The sequence below is a fragment of the Stenotrophomonas sp. YJH_SMC_133 genome (assembly GCF_059370655.1).
Map to the genome: position 1 here is coordinate 47,701 of NZ_JCAFTW010000015.1, position 19,038 is coordinate 66,738.

11 protein-coding genes are annotated in these 19,038 nt (G+C 66.9%); 10 read left to right on the plus strand and 1 reads right to left on the minus strand.

Annotated features, from left to right (window positions below):
- The first annotated feature begins 27 nt into the window (after window positions 1-27).
- Complete coding sequence (gene recJ, locus AC5P78_RS19020; protein WP_062605963.1) at window positions 28-1,785, plus strand: single-stranded-DNA-specific exonuclease RecJ; 1,758 nt, start codon at window positions 28-30, stop codon at window positions 1,783-1,785.
- A 144-nt stretch (window positions 1,786-1,929) separates the two neighbouring features.
- Window positions 1,930-4,842, plus strand: a complete 2,913-nt coding sequence (locus AC5P78_RS19025; RefSeq protein WP_414498521.1) for a DUF2135 domain-containing protein — start codon at window positions 1,930-1,932, stop codon at window positions 4,840-4,842.
- 102 nt (window positions 4,843-4,944) lie between these two features.
- Here AC5P78_RS19025 and AC5P78_RS19030 read toward each other — a convergent pair whose 3' ends face one another.
- Window positions 4,945-6,144 carry an acyltransferase family protein gene (locus AC5P78_RS19030; protein ID WP_414498520.1) on the minus strand — a complete coding sequence of 400 codons (1,200 nt, stop codon included), beginning with the start codon at window positions 6,142-6,144 and terminating at the stop codon, window positions 4,945-4,947.
- A gap of 175 nt (window positions 6,145-6,319) precedes the next feature.
- Between AC5P78_RS19030 and AC5P78_RS19035 the strand changes: the two genes are divergently transcribed.
- The 8 genes from AC5P78_RS19035 to AC5P78_RS19070 all read left to right on the plus strand — a co-directional run bounded on the left by AC5P78_RS19035 (window position 6,320) and on the right by AC5P78_RS19070 (window position 19,028).
- Entirely contained in the window at window positions 6,320-7,240 is a 921-nt protein-coding gene (locus tag AC5P78_RS19035; RefSeq protein ID WP_414498519.1) for a LytTR family DNA-binding domain-containing protein, read from the plus strand.
- Between the two features lie 137 nt (window positions 7,241-7,377).
- Window positions 7,378-8,503, plus strand: a protein-coding gene (prfB, locus tag AC5P78_RS19040; RefSeq protein WP_014037064.1) for a peptide chain release factor 2 whose coding sequence is annotated in 2 segments (ribosomal slippage) — window positions 7,378-7,452 and window positions 7,454-8,503 — 1,125 coding nt in all. Because the reading frame shifts where the segments join, the coding sequence is not laid out codon by codon here.
- A gap of 154 nt (window positions 8,504-8,657) precedes the next feature.
- The gene (locus AC5P78_RS19045; RefSeq protein WP_005409491.1) at window positions 8,658-9,440 is read left to right on the plus strand and encodes a helix-turn-helix transcriptional regulator; all 783 of its coding nucleotides are present in this window, start codon (window positions 8,658-8,660) and stop codon (window positions 9,438-9,440) included.
- 698 nt (window positions 9,441-10,138) lie between these two features.
- Window positions 10,139-11,524: an NAD-dependent succinate-semialdehyde dehydrogenase gene (locus AC5P78_RS19050; RefSeq protein WP_005413223.1), complete on the plus strand. Its 1,386-nt coding sequence runs from the start codon at window positions 10,139-10,141 to the stop codon at window positions 11,522-11,524.
- Between the two features lie 63 nt (window positions 11,525-11,587).
- Window positions 11,588-13,228, plus strand: coding sequence for an acetolactate synthase large subunit (locus tag AC5P78_RS19055; protein ID WP_100443321.1), 1,641 nt, complete (start codon window positions 11,588-11,590; stop codon window positions 13,226-13,228).
- A gap of 218 nt (window positions 13,229-13,446) precedes the next feature.
- Window positions 13,447-14,958 (plus strand): lysine--tRNA ligase, encoded by a 1,512-nt coding sequence (gene lysS / locus AC5P78_RS19060; RefSeq protein ID WP_005413225.1) that lies wholly within the window; start codon window positions 13,447-13,449, stop codon window positions 14,956-14,958.
- A 205-nt stretch (window positions 14,959-15,163) separates the two neighbouring features.
- Entirely contained in the window at window positions 15,164-16,303 is a 1,140-nt protein-coding gene (gene rpfG, locus AC5P78_RS19065) for a cyclic di-GMP phosphodiesterase response regulator RpfG (RefSeq protein WP_005409495.1), read from the plus strand.
- A gap of 1 nt (window position 16,304) precedes the next feature.
- Window positions 16,305-19,028, plus strand: coding sequence for a response regulator (locus tag AC5P78_RS19070; RefSeq protein WP_087803338.1), 2,724 nt, complete (start codon window positions 16,305-16,307; stop codon window positions 19,026-19,028).
- The last annotated feature ends 10 nt before the right edge of the window (window positions 19,029-19,038 follow it).

Genomic DNA, 19,038 nt, shown 5'->3' on the forward strand with positions numbered 1-19,038 from the left:
GATGTCTTCCGCAACCCGGCGATGCCGATGTCCCTTGCCGCCGATGCTGCGCAGCCGTCCTCTGATACGCCGATGATCCGCCGCCGCGATGCGGTCGTACCCGGCAGCTGGCCAGACGGCACGCTGCCACTGCTGGCGCGACTCTATGCCAGCCGCGGCGCCGGTACGCCAGAGCTGGCACTGCCGAAGCTGGGCAGCCTCCACGCGCCGGAGCTGCTGACCGGCATCGATGATGCGGTGGGTCTGCTGATCGAGGCCATCGCCAACGACAAGCGCATCCTGGTGGTCGGCGATTTCGATTGCGATGGCGCCACCGCCTGTGCGGTCGGCGTGCGTGGCCTGCGCATGCTCGGCGCGCAACACGTCTTCCACGCGGTGCCGAACCGCATGGTGCACGGCTACGGCCTGTCACCTTCTCTGGTGGAGGAGCTGGCCGCGCTGCAGCCGGACCTGCTGGTCACGGTCGACCACGGCATCGCCTGCCATGCGGGCGTGATCGCGGCCAAGGCGCGGGGCTGGCAGGTGCTGGTCACCGACCATCACCTTCCCGGGCCGCAGCTGCCGCCGGCCGATGTCATCGTCGATCCCAATCTCGACGGTGATGCGTTCCCCAGCAAGTCGCTGGCCGGCGTCGGTGTGATCTTCTACGTGCTGATGGCCCTGCGCCGTCACATGCGCGAGGCCGGCGTCTTCGCCGATGGCAAGGGGCCGGACCTGACCACGCTGCTGGACCTGGTGGCGGTCGGCACCGTCGCCGACCTGGTGGCGCTGGATCCGAACAACCGGGCACTGGTCAGCGCGGGCCTGCGCCGTCTGCGCGCGGGGCAGGGCTGCGTCGGCCTGCGAGCGCTGATCGAAGCCAGCGGCCGTGACGCGGCGCGGCTGACCGCCACCGACATCGGCTTCGCACTCGGCCCACGCCTGAACGCGGCGGGCCGGCTGGAAGACATGGCGCTGGGCATCGCGCTGTTGCTGACCGAAGACCCGCGCCAGGCGCGGGAGATCGCGCAGACGCTGGAGCAGATCAACTCGGAACGGCGCGCCGTCCAGCAGTCGATGACTGACGACGCCGAGCAGGCCTTGACCCGCGTGGTGCTGGACATGGCCGGTCAGCGACCGGTCGCGGCCTGCCTGTTCGATGCCGACTGGCATCCCGGTGTGGTCGGCCTGGTCGCTTCGAAGATGAAGGATCGCCTGCATCGCCCGGTGATCGCCTTTGCCCCGGCCGAACCGGGCGCCGACACCCTGCGTGGCTCGGCGCGCTCGATTCCCGGCCTGCACATCCGTGACGCCCTGGCGCTTGTAGACGCGCGCCATCCGGGCCTGATCGAGCGCTTCGGTGGGCATGCCATGGCGGCTGGGCTGAGCATGCGGCTGGATCACGTCGATGACTTCAAGGCCGCCTTCGTCGCCGTGGTGCTGGAGATGCTCGATCCGGCCGCATTGCAGCAGCAGGTGCTCAGTGACGGCGAACTGGCGGCAGATGAGCTGGACCATCGCCACGCCGATGCGCTGCGCCTGGCCGGGCCGTGGGGCCAGGGTTTCCCCGAGCCACTGTTCGACGGCCACTTCGAAGTGGCCAACTGGCGCGTTCTGAAGGAACGCCACCTCAAGCTGGAGCTGCGCCTGCCCGGCGTGCCCGGCACCATCAACGCGATCCACTTCGGCGGCTGGCACGGCAACGCGCCATCACGTCACGTCCACCTGGCCTACCGACTGGCCTGCGATGACTACCGTGGCGGCAGCGCCATCCAGCTGATCATCGAACACTGCCTGCCCGCCTAGAAAAAGGGGACGGAGGGGATTAAGCCGCTTTTGCCTTGTTTGCCAATTGCGACTTAATCCCCTCCGTCCCCTTTTTGGGGGCCCGCCAACCCCGTTACGGTTGCCGGTGCGTTCAACGATCCACGATCCCACTGGAGTCCTGTCATGGTCTTCGCCCGTTGCTGCACTGTGTTGTTGCTGGCCCTTGCGGCCTGGCCCGCTGGCGCGCAGTCGCCGCCGATCTCCCGGCCGCAGGCCAGCACGCCGTTGCTGATTGCCCCGGCTGCCGAGCAGGCGGTCCAACTGCGACACGCCCGCATCGAAGGCGAGGTCCAGGCCGGCGTTGCCCAGACCCGGATCACCTTGGAATTCCACAACCCGAACCGTCGTGTGCTGGAGGGTGAGCTGCAGTTCCCGCTGGCTGATGGCCAGCAGATCACCGGCTTCGCGCTGGATATCAACGGCGAGATGCGTGACGCGGTGCCGGTGGCCAAGGACCGCGGCCGCCAGGTGTTCGAGGAAATCGCCCGCCGTGGTGTCGATCCGGGCCTGCTGGAACAGACCGCCGGCAACCAGTTCCGCCTGCGCGTCTACCCGCTGCCGGCCGGTGGCAGTCGGCGTGTGCAGCTGGTGATCCGCGAACCGCTGGCCTTCGCCGGCCAAAGCTGGCAGTGGACGCTGCCGCTGCAGTTCGCCGCCGGTGCAGCCTCGGTTGAACTGAAGGTGCATGCTCCCGACGCGGCCACCGCAGGTACTGCGCCATTCCGCATCAGCGCGGGCCAGCTGCAGTGGCAGGGCAAGGGTGCGCAGCTGCCGAAGCAACTCCAGTGGAACCTGCCGGCAGCCCGCCACGCACAGGTGCAGGTGGCGCCCTGGCAGGATGGGCACTACCTGTTGGCACAGCTGCCGGTGGCGGCCAGCAGTACACCCCGCACGTTGCCCAGCGAGATCGGCCTGCTTTGGGACGGCTCCGGTTCGGCGGGGCAGCGCGATCGCACGCGTGAGTTCGCCCTGCTGGATCGCTATTTCGCAGCGCTGGGTGACGGCACCGTGGCCTTGACCGTGCTGCGTGATCGCGCTGAACCGGTGCGTCGCTTCCGCATCCGCGCCGGTAACTGGAACGAGCTGCGCGCAGCACTGCAGGCGGTGCGCCCGGACGGTGCCAGCGCGCTGGCGCAGTGGCAGTCGCAGCCGGGCGTGAAGGAGTACCTGCTGGTCAGCGATGGGCTGTTGACCTACGGGCCGGAACAGCTGCCGGCGATGGCGCCGGATCAACGCCTGTTTGCGGTCAGCAGCGCCGGTGCGCGCACCGATGCCGTGCGACTGCGTGGTTGGACCGAAGCGCGTGGCGGCCGCTTCGTTGCGCTGGGCGAGGATGTTGATGCGGCGGCGCGCGAGCTGCTGTCGTCGCCGCTGGATGTGCAGGTCGATGCAGGGCGCGGCGTGCAGGACGTGGTGATCGATCGTCGCAGTGAAGCCCAGGGCTGGTTGTGGCTGCATGCACGACTGGCGGCCGACAGTGTGCCGATGCGGGTGCGCGTGGGTGGCGGCGAATGGCAGGCGCTGCCCGCCACGCAGAAGAGCAACGACGGAGAACTGCTGGCGGGCTTGTGGGCGCAGGCGCGCCTGCAGCAGCTGGCCGCCGACCGCCGTGGCAACCGCGAGGCGATGCAGCGGCTGTCGCAGCAGTTTGGCCTGGTCGGCCCGGACACCTCGCTGATCGTGCTGGAGACGTTGGAGGACTACCTGCGCTATGCGATCCGCCCTTCGGGCACGCTGCGCGCCGGGTACGACGCCAGGTTTGCAGTGCAGGTAAGAGATCGCGCCGCTGCTGATCGCGAGCGCATGGATGAAGTGGCGGCACGCTGGAAGGAGCGCCAGCAGTGGTGGAGCCGCAGCTGGCCGAAGGGTGTGCCGCCGCAGGCGAAGGGCGGGGCGCTGGAAGTGGCCTCGGCGGACTACGCGATGGAATCGGCGCCGGTGGCAATGCTCGCCGCGCCGGCCCCTGCGGCACCGCCCGCCCCGGCACCGCTGGCCGCCGCCGCCGAGCAGCGCATGGAAGCCAGCAGCGCGCGTGCACGTCGCTCGGCGCCTGCATCGAACAAGGCCCTGGATTCAATCACGGTCACTGGTGGTCGTGTCGCTGCGCCCGCTGCCGCCAACGAGGGCGAGCTCGGTATCCAGCTGGCGGCCTGGCAGTCGGATTCGGCCATCGCCCGGCGCCTGCGCCAGGGCCCGGCGTCGCAACTGTATGACCGCTACCTGGCCGAGCGCGATGCGCATGCCGACAGCAGCGCGTTCTTCCTCGACGTAGCCGACCTGCTGCTGGAGCAGGGTCAGCGCGACCTGGCACTGCGTGTGCTGTCGAACCTGGCCGAGATGGACCTGGACAACCGGCACCTGCTGCGCGTGCTCGGTTACCGGCTGATGCAGGCTGATGCCCCCGCACTGGCGGTGCCGGTGTTCGAGCAGGTGCTGGCGATGGGCCAGGAAGAGCCGCAGAGCTTCCGCGACCTGGGCCTGGCACTGGCAGCGGCCGGCAAGCCGCAGCAGGCGCTGGCGCCGCTGTACCAGGTGGTTGTGCGGCCATGGGACAGGCGTTTCGATGGCATCGCCCTGATCGCATTGGATGAACTGACCAACCTGGTGGCCCGCAGCACGCCCCGGCTGGATACCACCAGCATCGACCCGCGCCTGCTGCAGGCAATGCCGCTGGACCTGCGCGTGGTGCTGTCGTGGGATGCCGACAACAGCGACATGGATCTGTGGGTGACCGACCCGAACGGCGAGCGCGCCTACTACGGCAACCGCCTGACCTACCAGGGTGGGCAGATGTCGGAGGACTTCACCGGTGGCTATGGCCCCGAGCAGTTCTCTCTGCGCAACGCCAAGCCAGGCAAGTACAAGGTGGAAGCGAACTACTTCGGGAGCCGCCAGCAGCTGGTGACCGGCGCGACGACCCTGATGCTGCGCTTGACCACCCATTGGGGCACGGCCAGGCAGAAGGACCAGATGGTGACGATGCGCCTGAAGGATCGCGCCGAAACCGTGCTGGTGGGCGAGTTTGAGGTGCGTTGACCGCTCGGACGTCCGCGTAGCGTCGAGCTTGCTTGACTGCTTTGATGTAGAGCCGGGGCCATGCCCGGCTCACGGCACAGGCAGCCGAGCCTCGGCGCGGCTCTACAACGCCACGGTGCGCGCCTTTGACGCCGCTGGCGGATCGGCACGCAGGCCGAACAGGGGCCGCAGCCAGCGGCAGCGACGGATCAGCAGCTCGTGGATCAGCAGGCAGCCGCCGACGGTGCCGCCCAGCAGCAGTGCCGGTTCCAGCCATGGGCCCAGCTGCAGCGGTCTGAACCAGAACAACAGCACGATGATCAGGCTCTGGTGCAGCATGTACCAGGGATAGATCGCCTCGGTGCAGTACGGCAGCCAGCGGAACGGGCGGTCGAGGAAGACCTTTCCCCAGCCGAGGATGCTCAGCAGCGCGGTCCAGACGTAAAGCGACTGGCTGGCCCGGCCCTGCAGGTCCCAGAACGGTTCGGGCCATTGCCGCAGCGGGGAGTCGGCGGGCAGCACCTGGCCGAGGATGCGCAACCCCAGATACCAGCCAACGGCAGCAAGCGCCAGCCACAGCGTGGTGCGGCGCAGGGCGACCACGCGCTGCCAGAACACCGGCTCACGGCCCAGCAGGTAGCCGGCCAGGAATACCGTTGCGTACTTCGCGTGCTGGTACCAGTCGCTGAGCAGGGCATTGGTGGACGGGTAGATCGGCTCCAGCCAGATCACCCAGGCCAGCAGCAGGGCGGACGGAAGGCCGATCAGCAGCATCGGCGATGCTGCGCAGAACGCCACCGCGCGGCGCACCACCGCCGTTCCCAGCAACGGCATCAACAGGGCCAGGGCCAGCGTGTAGTTCCAGAGATACGCCAGGTACCACAGATGGTTCCAGGTGATGCCGTACTGCCAACCGGCGAAACTCCCTTCCGGCCATGGCCGCACCTGCCAATAGCGCAGCAGGAAGTGGCCGAAGCCGGGTGCCACGTGGCCGTTGGCTACGCCTTCGCAGTAGGGCTGGATCGGCACGATCACGAACATGCCGAACAGCAGCGGCAGCAGCAGCCGCCAGGTGCGCAGGCCGGCGAAGCGCAGCAACCTGCCTTCCGGCCGCATCAGCGCGATGGCGATACCCGAGATCAGGAACAGCAGCGACATCCGCCAGCGGTTGACGAACAGCATCGGCCACTGCAGCCATTCGGCGGTATGCACGCTCTTGAGGTGAAAGCCCCAGTCGTCCACGTAGGCCATGGCGGTGTGGTAGAGGATCAGCAGGGCGAAGGCGAACACGCGCAGGGCGTCGATGTCGTAGCGTCGGGTCATGGTGGTGGTGTGCCGGAGAGTCGAGCCAAGGTGACGCCGTCCGGTCCGTGCGGCGACCGGCAAGGGGCCGCTGGAACCGACGCAGTGACCAATGGCGGGGGTGGTGGGACCAATGGAGCCGCTACCCTTGGTCCCTTGAGGCAGGCTGGAGCACCGCAACGACATGGATGCAGCAATGACCCAGGGCCGACCATCGCGCTGGCGTACTTCAACCCGCCTGCTGGTATGGGCGGCGATCCTGTCGGCCTCGGCAGTGACCAATGCGCTGGTGGAAGTGATGGACGCCAGTCGCCGCGGCGCCGATCTCGGGCTGTGGGAGCCGATGATCTGGGAGTTCAGCAGCCTCGGTCTGATCCTGTTGACCCTGCCGTTGCTGTGGTGGGGCTGCGAGCGCTGGCCGCTGCATGCTGATACCTGGAGGCGGCGGTTGCCGCTGTATCTGCTGGCCAGCGTCGGCTGGTCGCTGCTGCACGTGGTGGGGATGATGCTGCTGCGGCATCTGGCCTACGCGTCGCTGGGCTACCGCTACCAGGACGATGCCGGCTGGCTGGAGCGCTTTGCCTACGAATACCTGAAGGATGTGCGCACGTTCGCGATGTTCGTGGCCCTTGAGCACTTTGCCAGCTGGTTCGGCAGGCGCAGGCAGGGCGAAGCGAGCCTGCTGGCCGAGCCCGACGTCGGCCCGCCGGTGGAGCCGGTCGAGCGCCCCCAGCACTTCCTGGTGCGCAAGCTGGGCAAGGAATTCCTGGTCGCCACCGCAGATGTGGAGTACGCGCAGTCGGCGGGCAACTACGTGAACCTGCGGGTGCGCGGCCACGACTACCCGCTGCGGATCACTATGGCGGTGCTGGAGCAGCGGCTGGACCCGGGCGAGTTCCTGCGCCCGCATCGCAGCTGGCTGATCAATCGCGGCCAGTTGCGCTCGATCGAGCCGCTGGACGGAGGCGAGGCCCTGCTGCACATGGCCGATGGAGCCAAAGTGCCCTGCAGCCGGCGCCAGCTGCCGGTCCTGCGGCAGGCGCTGGGCGGCGCGGGCGCGGGTAGAGTCGACTGTTGGTCGACTATCGCGCGCAGCGCGGGCTCCACCGCAACCTGAATGAAAAGCAGTCGACTACAGTCGACTCGGCGGGTCTACCAGTGGTTGGCTCCCAGCGGCAGGCCTGGTCCCTCATTCCGGGCGCCCCCGGCCTGCGGTATCATTGGCAGTCATCTTTTGAATGCATAACCGCCGACATGATCGAACTGAATCCTGTCCGCCAGCGCATCACCGATCTGACCGATCGCGTGCTGTCGCTTCGGGGGTATCTTTGACTACGACGCCAAGAAAGAGCGTCTTGAAGAAGTAACGCGGGAGCTGGAAAGCCCCGACGTCTGGAACAACGCTGAGTACGCCCAGAACCTGGGCCGCGAACGTTCCAGCCTGGAAAAGACCGTGGGCGGCATCGCCTCGGTGCTGGATGGCCTGAACGACGCCACCGAACTGCTCGAGCTGGCCGAGTCCGAGCAGGACGAGGACACCGCACTGGCGGTGGTCGCCGACCTGGACAAGCACCAGGCGCACGTGGAAAAGCTGGAGTTCCAGCGCATGTTCTCCGGCGAGATGGACAATGCCGCTGCGTTCGTCGACATCCAGGCCGGTGCCGGTGGCACCGAAGCCCAGGACTGGGCCGAGATCCTGCTGCGCATGTACCTGCGCTGGTGTGAATCGCGCGGCTGGAAGACCGAGCTGATGGAAGTCTCCGGTGGTGACGTCGCCGGCATCAAGTCGGCCACGCTGCGCGTGGAAGGCGACTACGCCTATGGCTGGCTGAAGACCGAGACCGGCGTGCACCGCCTGGTGCGCAAGTCGCCGTTCGACTCGGACAACCGCCGCCACACCAGCTTCACCTCGGTGTTCGTGTCGCCGGAAATCGATGACAACATCGACATCACCATCAATCCGGCCGACCTGCGTACCGACGTGTACCGTTCGTCGGGTGCCGGTGGCCAGCACGTCAACAAGACCGAGTCGGCGGTGCGCATCACCCACATCCCGACCAACATCGTCGTGGCCTGCCAGACCGGCCGCAGCCAGCACCAGAACCGCGACAACGCGATGAAGATGCTGGCCGCCAAGCTGTACGAGCTGGAGATCCAGAAGCGCAACGCCGAAAAGGACGCCGTGGAAGCGACCAAGTCCGACATCGGCTGGGGCAGCCAGATCCGCAATTACGTGCTCGACCAGAGCCGTATCAAGGACCTGCGCACCGGCATCGAGCGTTCGGATACGCAGAAGGTGCTGGACGGCGACCTGGACGAGTTCGTCGAGGCCAGCCTGAAGGCCGGCCTGGCCGTGGGCTCCAAGCGCGTCGATGCCTGATCGGCGCGCCTGCGCGGATGTCGTCACCCTCGTGCGCAACGCCGAGGGTGGCTGATCACGCTTCCGGTAGAGCCGAGCCCATGCTCGGCTGCTGTTGGCGCAGTAGCAGATGCGTCGAGCATGGCTCGACGCTACAACGGGTACGGCGGTAGCGATGATGCGCAGCGAAAGTGAACGCAAGGAACTCGGCGGCTTTCTCAAGGCCTGCCGCGCCCGTGTCGACCCCGCCACGCTCGGCCTGCCGGCCGGGCGGCGGCGCACCCCAGGCCTGAAGCGCGAGGAAGTCGCGCTGGCGATCGGGGTGAGCGTCAGCTGGTACACCTGGATCGAGCAGGGCCGTGAAGTGCGCGCCTCGCCCGAGGTGCTGGAGCGCCTGGCGCAGGTGCTGCGCATGAGCGACGACGAACGCGCCTACGCGTTCGCGCTGTCCGGCTACGGCGTGCCGCTGGAATCACCGGACGAGAGTGTGACCGACGGCCTGCGCCAGCTGGTGGAGGCGATGCAGCCGATCCCGGCGTACGTGCGCAACACCCGCTTCGACATCCTGGCCTGGAACCCGGCCATCGCCGATCTGTTCGTGGACTACAGCCAGCTGGCGCCGCACGAGCGCAATACGCTGCGGCTGATGTTCCTGTACCCGCCGTACCGCACGCTGATCCTCAACTGGGAAGAAATGACCCGCGGCCTGCTGGCAGGCTTCCGCGCGGCGATGGCGCAGGCGCCGGACAAGGCTCCGTTCCTGGCGCTGGTCGAGGACATCTCGGCGCACAGCGAGGAGTTCCGCCAGTGGTGGCCGGAGCACGATGTGCGTCGGTTCGATGAAGGTGCGAAGAAGTTGAACCATCCCACGCGCGGGTTGCTGGACCTGCAGTACGTGGCGCTGGTGCCGGAGAGCCGGCATGACCTTTCCCTGGTGACCTACCTGCCGCGGAAGTAGGGGGGTGTTCGGCAGGGCTGCGCCCTGCACCCGCAGAGGCCGAAGCGACAGCAACGGCAACAGCAACAGCGGACTATCCGAGGGATGGCGGGGTGGTGTGGGTTGACAGGACACGCCGTAAACCCGTCCATGGGGGCTCGATGGCGCCATCCATGGCGCCAACGGTCCTGCCAACCCACACCACCCCACCTCAGACAGATTTCGCGCGGTTGTTGGCAACTGCGGCTTTGTTCCGCGCGGCTGTTGGTAGGTGTCGACCTTGGTCGACACGATTTTTCTCTCAGATATCGAATGAGTCATCCACGCATGGCGTGGATCTACTGTGTCGACCAAGGTCGACACCCACCAACAGCAACGCACAGCGCCGTCCCGACAGATCGCAGAACTCTGTCGAAGGCGGGGTGGGTCCGGTTGAGGGGGCGTGAGCCGCATGGATGCGGCGACCGAGCTTACATGGATGTACTTGCAGCGTCCCCCGCAACCGGACCCACCCCGCCAACCCACGGAATGCCAGCTTCTGCCGTTGCCTTGGCTTGAAGCCTCTGCGGGTGCAGGGCGCAGCCCTGCCGATAACCCCATTCAGGCAGGTAAGTGCAGGTCACAGGATAAGCAGACGCCTTGTTGCCTCCGCCATTCGGGTCCACATTCCTGTGCAGGAGACGGGCCACCGCCCGTTGTCGAGACAACAGGAGCCCTGCATGTCCGCTGCCCCCACCACCGCCATTTCCCGCGATCCGGCCACCGGCCAGCAGATCGCCAGCCATCCCTTCGCCACCGACGCCGAGCTGGAAACAATCCTGGACCGCGGCCAGGTCGGCTTTGCGGCCTGGAGCGTCAAGAGCCTCGAACAGCGCGCAGACGTACTGCGTGCGATGGCCGCGGTGCTACGCCGTGACCGTGAAAAGCTGGCCGCGCTGGCTACCGCCGAAATGGGCAAGGTCCAGGCAGAAGCGCTGGCCGAAATCGAGAAGTGTGCTGTGCTGTGCGACTGGTACGCCGACAACGGTGCGCAGTTCCTGCGCGACGAACCGACCCAGGTGCCCGACGACAAGGCTTACGTGTCCTACCTGCCGCTGGGCGTGGTGCTGGGCATCATGCCGTGGAACTTCCCGTACTGGCAGGTGATGCGCGCGGCGGTGCCGATCCTGATGGGCGGCAACGGCTTCCTGCTGAAGCCGGCCGAGAACATCGTCGGTACCGCGCAGCTGCTCGACGCCGCCTGGCGCGATGCCGGCTTGCCGGAGGGCACCTTCATCGCGGCCAACATCAGCCGCGAGGGCACCAGCCGCGCGATCGCCGATGACCGCATCGCCGCGGTGACCCTGACCGGCAGTGTGGCCGCCGGTCGCAGCATTGCTGCCCAGGCCGGGCAGGCGCTGAAGAAGGTGGTGCTGGAACTGGGCGGTTCCGATCCGTTCATCGTCCTGGCCGATGCCGATCTTGATGCGGCCGTCGATGCGGCGGTGGCCTCGCGCTTCCAGAACACCGGGCAGGTCTGCATCGCCGGCAAGCGCATCATCGTCGAAGACGCGGTCTACGATCGTTTCGTGGCGCAGTTCTGCCAGAAGGTGCAGGCACTGACCATTGGCGACGGCCGCGACCCGGCGAACCGCATCGGCCCGATGGCGCGCCAGGATCTGCTGGAGCAGCTCGACGCGCAGGTACGTGCTTCGGTCGACGCCGGTGCGCAGCTGCTGGTCGGCGGTCACCAGCTGGATCGTCCGGGTGCGTTCTATGCACCCACCGTGCTGGCCGGGGTTGAGCCGGGCATGCAGGCCTTCGACACCGAAACGTTCGGGCCGGTGGCCTCGATCAGCCGCGCCCGCGACGCCGACCATGCGGTGGAACTGGCCAACCAGAGCGAGTTCGGCCTCAGCGGCAACCTGTGGAGTGGCGACCGCGCCCGTGCCATGCAGCTGGCGCGCCGGCTGCAGACCGGCGGTGTATTCGTCAACGGCTTCTCCGCGTCCGATCCGCGCGTGCCGATCGGCGGCGTGAAGAAGAGCGGCTTCGGCCGTGAGCTCTCGCACTTCGGCATCCGCGAATTCGTCAACGCGCAGACGGTGTGGTTCGACAAGCGTTGACGCGCAGCTTCCATCCTCCCTGCAACGATCCACCATCAGTCCAGCGAAAAGGACGGCATTCCAATGTCCAAGGGTTCAGATCTGCTTGTCGCCGCACTTGAGAACGAAGGCGTCGAGCGCATTTTCGGCATTCCCGGCGAAGAAAATCTCGACGTGGTCGAGTCGCTGCGCCATTCCAGCATCGAGCTGGTCATCACCCGCCATGAGCAGGCGGCGGTGTTCATGGCGGCCACCTATGGCCGCCTGACCGGCAAGCCGGGCGTGTGCCTGGCCACGCTCGGCCCCGGCGCGCTGAATTTCACCACCGGCGCCGCGTATGCGCTGCTTGGCGCATGGCCGGTCATCATGATCACCGGGCAGAAGGGCATCGTCGCCAGCAAGCAGGCGCGCTTCCAGATCGTCGACATCGTCAGCACGATGAAGCCGCTGACCAAGCTGGCGCGGCAGATCGTCTCGGCGCGCACCATCCCGACCATCGTGCGCGAGGCGTTCCGTGTCGCCCAGGAAGAGCGTCCGGGCCCGGTGCTGCTGGAGCTGCCCGAAGATATCGCGGCCGATGAGGTCGAGGGCGTGGCGCTGATCCCGCCGCACGCGGTGGATCGTCCCATTGCCAGTCCGGAGGCGCTGGATCGGGCGGCGGAGATCATCCGCAACGCCAAGCGCCCCCTGCTGATGATCGCCTCGGCGGCGTCGCGGCCGCAGTCCAGCGAAGCGCTGTCGGCGTTCGTGTTGCGCGCCGGCATTCCGTTCTTCACCACGCAGATGGGCAAGGGCGCGGTGGCCGGTGGTTCGGGCCTGTACATGGGCACCGCGGCGCTGACCGAGCGCGATTACGTGCACATGGCGATCGACCAGGCGGACGTGATCGTGACCATCGGCCACGAGGTCACCGAGAAGCCGCCGTTCGTGATGCGCCCGGGTGGGCCGACCGTGATCCATATCGGCTACTCGCAGGCGGCCGTGGAGCAGGTGTACTTCCCGCAGGTGGAAGTGATCGGTGACATCGGTCGTTCGCTGACCCAGTTGGCCGATCGTATCGAAGGCGCGGTGCCGAACGCTGACGCGCTGCTGCCGCTGCGCGCGACCATTCTGGAACACCTGGCTGACCGAGCCGAGGAGGCTGGATTCACGCCTCAGCGGCTGGTGCACGACGTGCGCCAGGTGATGCCGCCGGACGGCATCGTGGCGCTGGACAACGGCATGTACAAGATCTGGTTCGCGCGCAATTACCGCACCCAGGTGGCCAATACGCTGCTGCTGGACAATGCGTTGGCGACCATGGGCGCGGGCCTGCCGTCGGCGATCATGGCTTCGATCCTGTACCCGCAGCGGCGGGTGCTGGCGGTGTGCGGCGATGGCGGGTTCATGATGAACAGCCAGGAGCTGGAGACCGCGCGTCGGCTGGGCCTGAACCTGGTGGTGCTGATCCTCAACGACGGCGCCTACGGCATGATCCGCTGGAAGCAGGCGGTAGATGGCTTCACCGACTACGGCATGACCTTCAGCAACCCGGATTTCGTGAAGTACGCGGAAGCCTACGGCTGCAAGGGCCACGAGGTGCCCGCCATCGAGCAGTTCATCCCGACGCTGGAGGCGGCCTTCAACGAGGGCGGGGTGCACCTGGTGTCGGTGCCGGTGGACTATTCGGAGAACCAGCGGGTGCTGGTGGACGAGCTGCGGCAGGCGTTCCCCGGGACCGGTTGACGCCGGGACGAGCGCCAACCAAGGTTGGCGACTACCGGGGCATCGGTTCCCCGGAATCCGGTAGGTGTCGACCTTGGTCGACACACGGACCGCCAACCAAGGTTGGCGGCCATCTGGGCGGGCCCGGCCCAAGGCCGGGGCAGGGCGGTTTTGGTATGCTGGGCAACCGGCTGTGCCGGGTGCAACATCCCCCCTCACTACACGATTCCCGCAGATCCATGAGCGAAGCTACCGATACCCCCCCCGTTGACGAAAACAAGTTGATCGCCGAGCGCCGCGAGAAACTCAAGACGCTGCGTGGGCAGGGCATCGCGTACCCGAACGACTTCCGTCGCGAGGACTTCGCCGGCCGCCTGCAGGAAGAATTCGCCGATGCCGAGACCTGGACCGCCGAGGCGCTGGAAGGCAACGGCCGCCAGGTGAAGATGGCCGGCCGCCTGATGGCCAAGCGCATCATGGGCAAGGCCAGCTTCGCGCAGATCCAGGACGAGTCCGGCCGCATCCAGCTGTTCCTGCAGGGCGCGGTGCTGGGCGATGCCTACACGGCCTTCAAGGGCTGGGACGTGGGCGACATCATCGCCGTCGAAGGCGGCCTGACCCGTACCAAGACCGGCGAACTGTCGGTCAAGGCCGAGTCGATCCGCCTGCTGACCAAGTCGCTGCGCCCGCTGCCGGACAAGTGGCACGGCCTGGCCGACGTCGAGCAGCGCTACCGCCAGCGTTACGTCGATCTGATCGTGACCCCGGAATCGCGCGCAGTGTTCATCAAGCGCTCGAAGATCATCCGCGCCATGCGCGCGTGGCTGGACAACCGCGACTTCCTGGAAGTCGAGACGCCGATGATGCATTACATCCCCGGCGGCGCGGCGGCCAAGCCGTTCACCACCCATCACAACGCGCTGGACCTGGACCTGTACCTGCGCGTGGCGCCGGAGCTGTACCTCAAGCGCCTGACCGTGGGTGGCCTGGAGCGTGTGTACGAGATCAACCGCAACTTCCGCAATGAAGGCGTCAGCACCCGCCACAATCCGGAATTCACCATGATGGAACTGTACGAGGCCTATGCCACGTACAACGAAATCATGGACCTGACCGAGGGTGTGATCCGTGATGTGGCCAAGGCCGTGAACGGTGGCACCGAAGTGGAATGGGACGGCGCGAAGATCGACCTGGGCCCGGCGTTCCGCCGCTGGCGCATGGATGAGGCAGTGCGCCACCACAACCCGGAAATCTCGGCCGCTGATTGCACTGACCGCGATGCGCTGCTGCGCCATTGCGAGCGCTTGAAGATCCGCGTCAAGCCGTCCTACGGCTGGGGCAAGCTGTTGCTGGAGATCTTCGAGGCCACGGTCGAGCACACCCTGATCCAGCCGACCTTCATCACCGACCATCCGGTCGAGGTCTCGCCGCTGGCCCGTGCCAATGACAACGACCCGGGCTACACGGATCGCTTCGAGCTGTTCGTCAACGGCAAGGAGCTGGCCAACGGCTTCTCCGAACTGAACGACCCGGAAGACCAGGCCCAGCGTTTCCAGGCCCAGGTGGCCGCGAAGGAAGGCGGCGACGACGAGGCGATGCATTACGACGCCGACTACATCCGTGCGCTGGAGTACGGCATGGCCCCGACCGGCGGGCTCGGCATCGGCGTTGATCGCCTGGTGATGCTGCTGACCGGCAGCAGCTCGATCCGTGACGTGCTGCTGTTCCCGTACATGCGTCCGGAGCAGTAAGTCGTCTTTTTGACTCCCGTTTGTGCGCGCCGTCGCGAAATGAGACGGCGCGATTGACGCCTCCCGCGCTCGGCGTATCGTTAATGCACTACCTTGACGTCTGTTATGGCTTGATCGGCGCCAGGGGGAGTGCGCATTGTGGAGAGTCCGCTTCACAATGTGATGACGATCATGAACCGGGACGCATGACACGGGAGTCGGGCCGATGCAGGGTGCGAGCGTTCGCAGCAGCAGGGTATCCTCGCCTGCTGATGATCCAGCATGGTCGAGAAACCAGGCGGAGTACGCGTTGAACATCGTCATTGTTGACGACCAGACGTCCGCGCGGACGATGCTGCGTCACGTCATCGAAGACATCGCGCCGGAACTGAGCGTGTATGACTTCGGTGATCCGCTGACCGCATTGGCCTGGTGCGAGGCGCACCCGGTCGACCTGCTGCTGCTCGATTACCGCATGCCGGAGATGGATGGGCTGGAGTTCGCCCGTCGATTCCGTCGCCTGCCCAAGCACCGCGATATCCCGGTGATCCTGATCACCGTGGTCGGCGACGAGCCGATCCGCCAGGCGGCGCTGGAAGCGGGGGTCATCGACTTCCTGGTCAAGCCGATCCGCCCGCGCGAACTGCGCGCGCGCTGCTACAACCTGCTGCAACTGCGCCAGCAGACCGAGAACGTGAAGCAACGTGCGTTGTCGCTGGAGCAGCGCCTGCTGGCCAGCATGCACGAGGTCGAGGAACGCGAACGCGAGACCCTGTCGCGATTGGCCCGGGCGATCGAGTTCCGTGATGCCGGCACCAGTGCCTATCTCGAACGCATGGCGCGCGTTGCGGGGCTGATCGCCGAGCAGCTTGGCCTGCCCGAAGACGACGTGCGCCTGATCGAGATGGCGGCGCCGCTGCATGACATGGGCAAGATCGCCATTCCCGACGCGGTGCTGCTCAAGCAGGGCAAGCTCAATGACGAGGAGCTGGCGATCATGCGCCGGCACCCACGCATCGGCCACGAGCTGCTGAGTGGCAGCCAGAACCGTTTCATCCAGGTGGGCGCGCTCATCGCGCTGCGCCATCACGAGCGCTATGACGGCAGCGGCTATCCCGACGGCCTGGTCGGCGAAGCGATTCCGCTGGAAGCGCGGATCGTTGCTGTCGCCGACGTCTTCGATGCGCTGATCTCGCCCCGTCCGTACAAGGAAGCATGGACCATGGAAGCCACTCTGGCTTATCTGTACGCCCAGCGTGGGCGACTGTTCGATCCGCGCTGCGTGGATGCGCTGATGCGCGGCCACCAGCAGTTGATGGATATCTGCGCCCAGCACTCGACGGCATCGACGCGACCGGGTGGGTGACATGCAGGACCTGTTCGCGCGCGTGAGGCGTCGGCTGGCGCAGCGTCCGGATTCGGAACATGGCCAGGCGATCGTGCGGGTGGTGCTGATCTCGCTGATCCTGGTCTATGTTCTGTTGTCCGGCGCCCGCCTGCACCGGCTGGATCAGTACCAGGGCGCGCTGGCAACGGCGGTGACCGGGCTGGGCCTGTCGCTGCTGTTGTTCGGCTGGCTGCTGTGGAAGCCGCAGCGCTCGGACCCGCGGCGGGTGGCCGGGATGCTGGCCGATTACGGCCTGATTGCGATCGGCATGATCCAGATGGGTGAGCCGCTGGCGTGGGTGTATGCGGTGGTGATGTGGGTCACGGTGGGCAACGGCCTGCGTTTCGGGCCGCGTTACCTGACCGCTGCCATCGTGCTGGCGATGGTCAGTTTCGGCACTACCGTGCTGTTGACTCCCTATTGGCAGGCCAACCTGGGGCTGGCCATTTCCCTGTGGTTGGGGTTGCTGGCAGTACCGTTGTGCTGCTCCTCCCTGCTGCGCCGAAGGATGCGACATCCGACCATGGATACGATTCCCGCCGCTGGATCCGACAAGCGCTCGCTGTTGGCCCGCTTCAAGCAGCGCCTGTCCGGGCGCGAGGACAGCGAGCACGCGCAGAACCTGATCCGCATCATCATCACGGCACTGTTCATCAGCTATCTCGGCTGGCGCTCGCTGAGCGGCGGCGGTGAGGCGCTGACGGCGACGTGGCTGATCCTCGCCTTCGAGCTGACCATTTCCGCCGGCCTGCTGACCGCGATCCTGGTCAATCCGGGCGTGTCGCATGTGCGCCGCGTGATCGGCATGCTGACCGATTACACCTGCATGGCCTGGATCATGACCATCCAGGGCGAGCCGGCCGCACCGCTGTATGCGGTGATGCTGTGGGTGACGATCGGCAACGGCATGCGCTACGGCAGCACCTACCTGCGCGTGGCCACGGCCATGGGCTGCCTGGCCTTCCTGTGCACGGTGATGCTGTCGCCGTACTGGCGCGGCCACGATTATCTGGGCTGGGGCCTGCTGCTGGGCCTGGGCGCGATTCCGCTGTACTTCGATTCGCTGCTGCATGCCTTGACCCGGGCGGTGGCCGAGGCGCGCCAGGCCAACGAAGCCAAGAGCCGCTTCCTGGCCAACATGAGCCATGAGTTCCGCACGCCGTTGAACGGGCTGGCCGGCATGACCGAAGTGCTGGCCACCACCCGCCTGGACGACGAACAGCGCGAGTGCCTGAACACCATCCAGGCCTCGACCCGCAGTCTGCTGGCGCTGGTGGAAGAGGTGCTGGACATCTCCGCGATCGAAGCCGGCAAGGTGCGCGTGGAGTGGCACGAGTTCGCGCTGGCCGACGTGCTGCAGGCGATCAACCTGATCCTGACCCCGCAGACCCGCTCCAAATCGCTGGATTATCGCGTGCAGGTGGACGACAACGTGCCGCCGCGCCTGCTCGGGGATGCCGGGCATCTGCAGCAGATCCTGCTGAACCTGATGGGCAACGCGGTCAAGTTCACCGACAGTGGCTACGTGCATCTGCGCGTGTCCAGCCCCGATGCGCTGGGCAGCGAGCGGATGCGCCTGCGGTTCGAGATCGTCGATACCGGCATCGGCGTGCCGGTGGCGTTGCGCGGACGCCTGTTCAATGCGTTCGAGCAGGGCGATGTCGGCCTGGCCCGTCGCCATGAAGGCACCGGTCTGGGCACCGCCATTGCCAAGGGCCTGGTCGAGTCGATGGGCGGGCAGGTCGGCTATGCGCCGAACAGCCCGCGCGGCAGCGTGTTCTGGGTCGAGATCACGCTGGACGTCGCAGACACCTCATCAGCCCCGGCGGTTCCGTCCGAGGTGGCTGAAGCCGGCAATGTCATCGCGTTTTCCAACCCCTTCCTGCGCCATCGTGCACGGGTGCGGAGCCTGCGGGTTCTGGTCGCCGACGACCACGAGGCCAACCGCATGGTGCTGCAGCGGCTGCTGGAGAAGGCCGGCCACAAGGTCACCTGCGTCAACGGCGGCGCCGAAGTGCTCGATGCGCTGGAGCAGGCCAGTTACGACGCAGCGATCGTCGACCTGCACATGCCCGGCATGAGCGGACTGGATCTGCTCAAGCAGTTGCGGGTGATGCAGGCCAGCGGCATGCCTTACGTTCCGGTCATGGTGCTGAGCGCAGACGTCACCCCCGAGTCCATCCTGCGTTGTGAGCAGGCCGGCGCCCGCGCCTTCCTTGCCAAGCCCGTGGTGGCCACCCGCCTGCTGGAAGTGCTGGCCGATGTCGCCGCCAACACCCGCGCCGAGCCCGGCATCCAGTCGGTGCCTGCATTGCCGGTCGGCGATGGCGTGCTCGATACCGCGGTCCTGGACGAGCTGGCGTCGCTGGGCATGGGCGATGGCTTCGAACGCAAGTTCATCGACCAGTGCCTGGCGGACGTTGACGCGAGCATGGGCCAGCTGCAGGGCTGCGGCGAGCGCCAGGCCTGGGAGGATTTCCGCGAGCACGCCCACGCGCTGCGCGGCGTGGCAAGCAACCTGGGGCTTGTCCAGGTTGCCGCCTCCAGTGGCGAAATCATGCGCATGGCGGACTGGCAGCTGAAGGGTGAATGGAGCTCCCGCCTCGGCAACCTGGCGACCGCTCTGCGCAACGGCAGGAATGCGTTGGCTGCCCGTAGTGCGGGGGCACCGCACCGCGACGACAGCGAGCGCAGTCCGTCCTGACCCGCCAGAC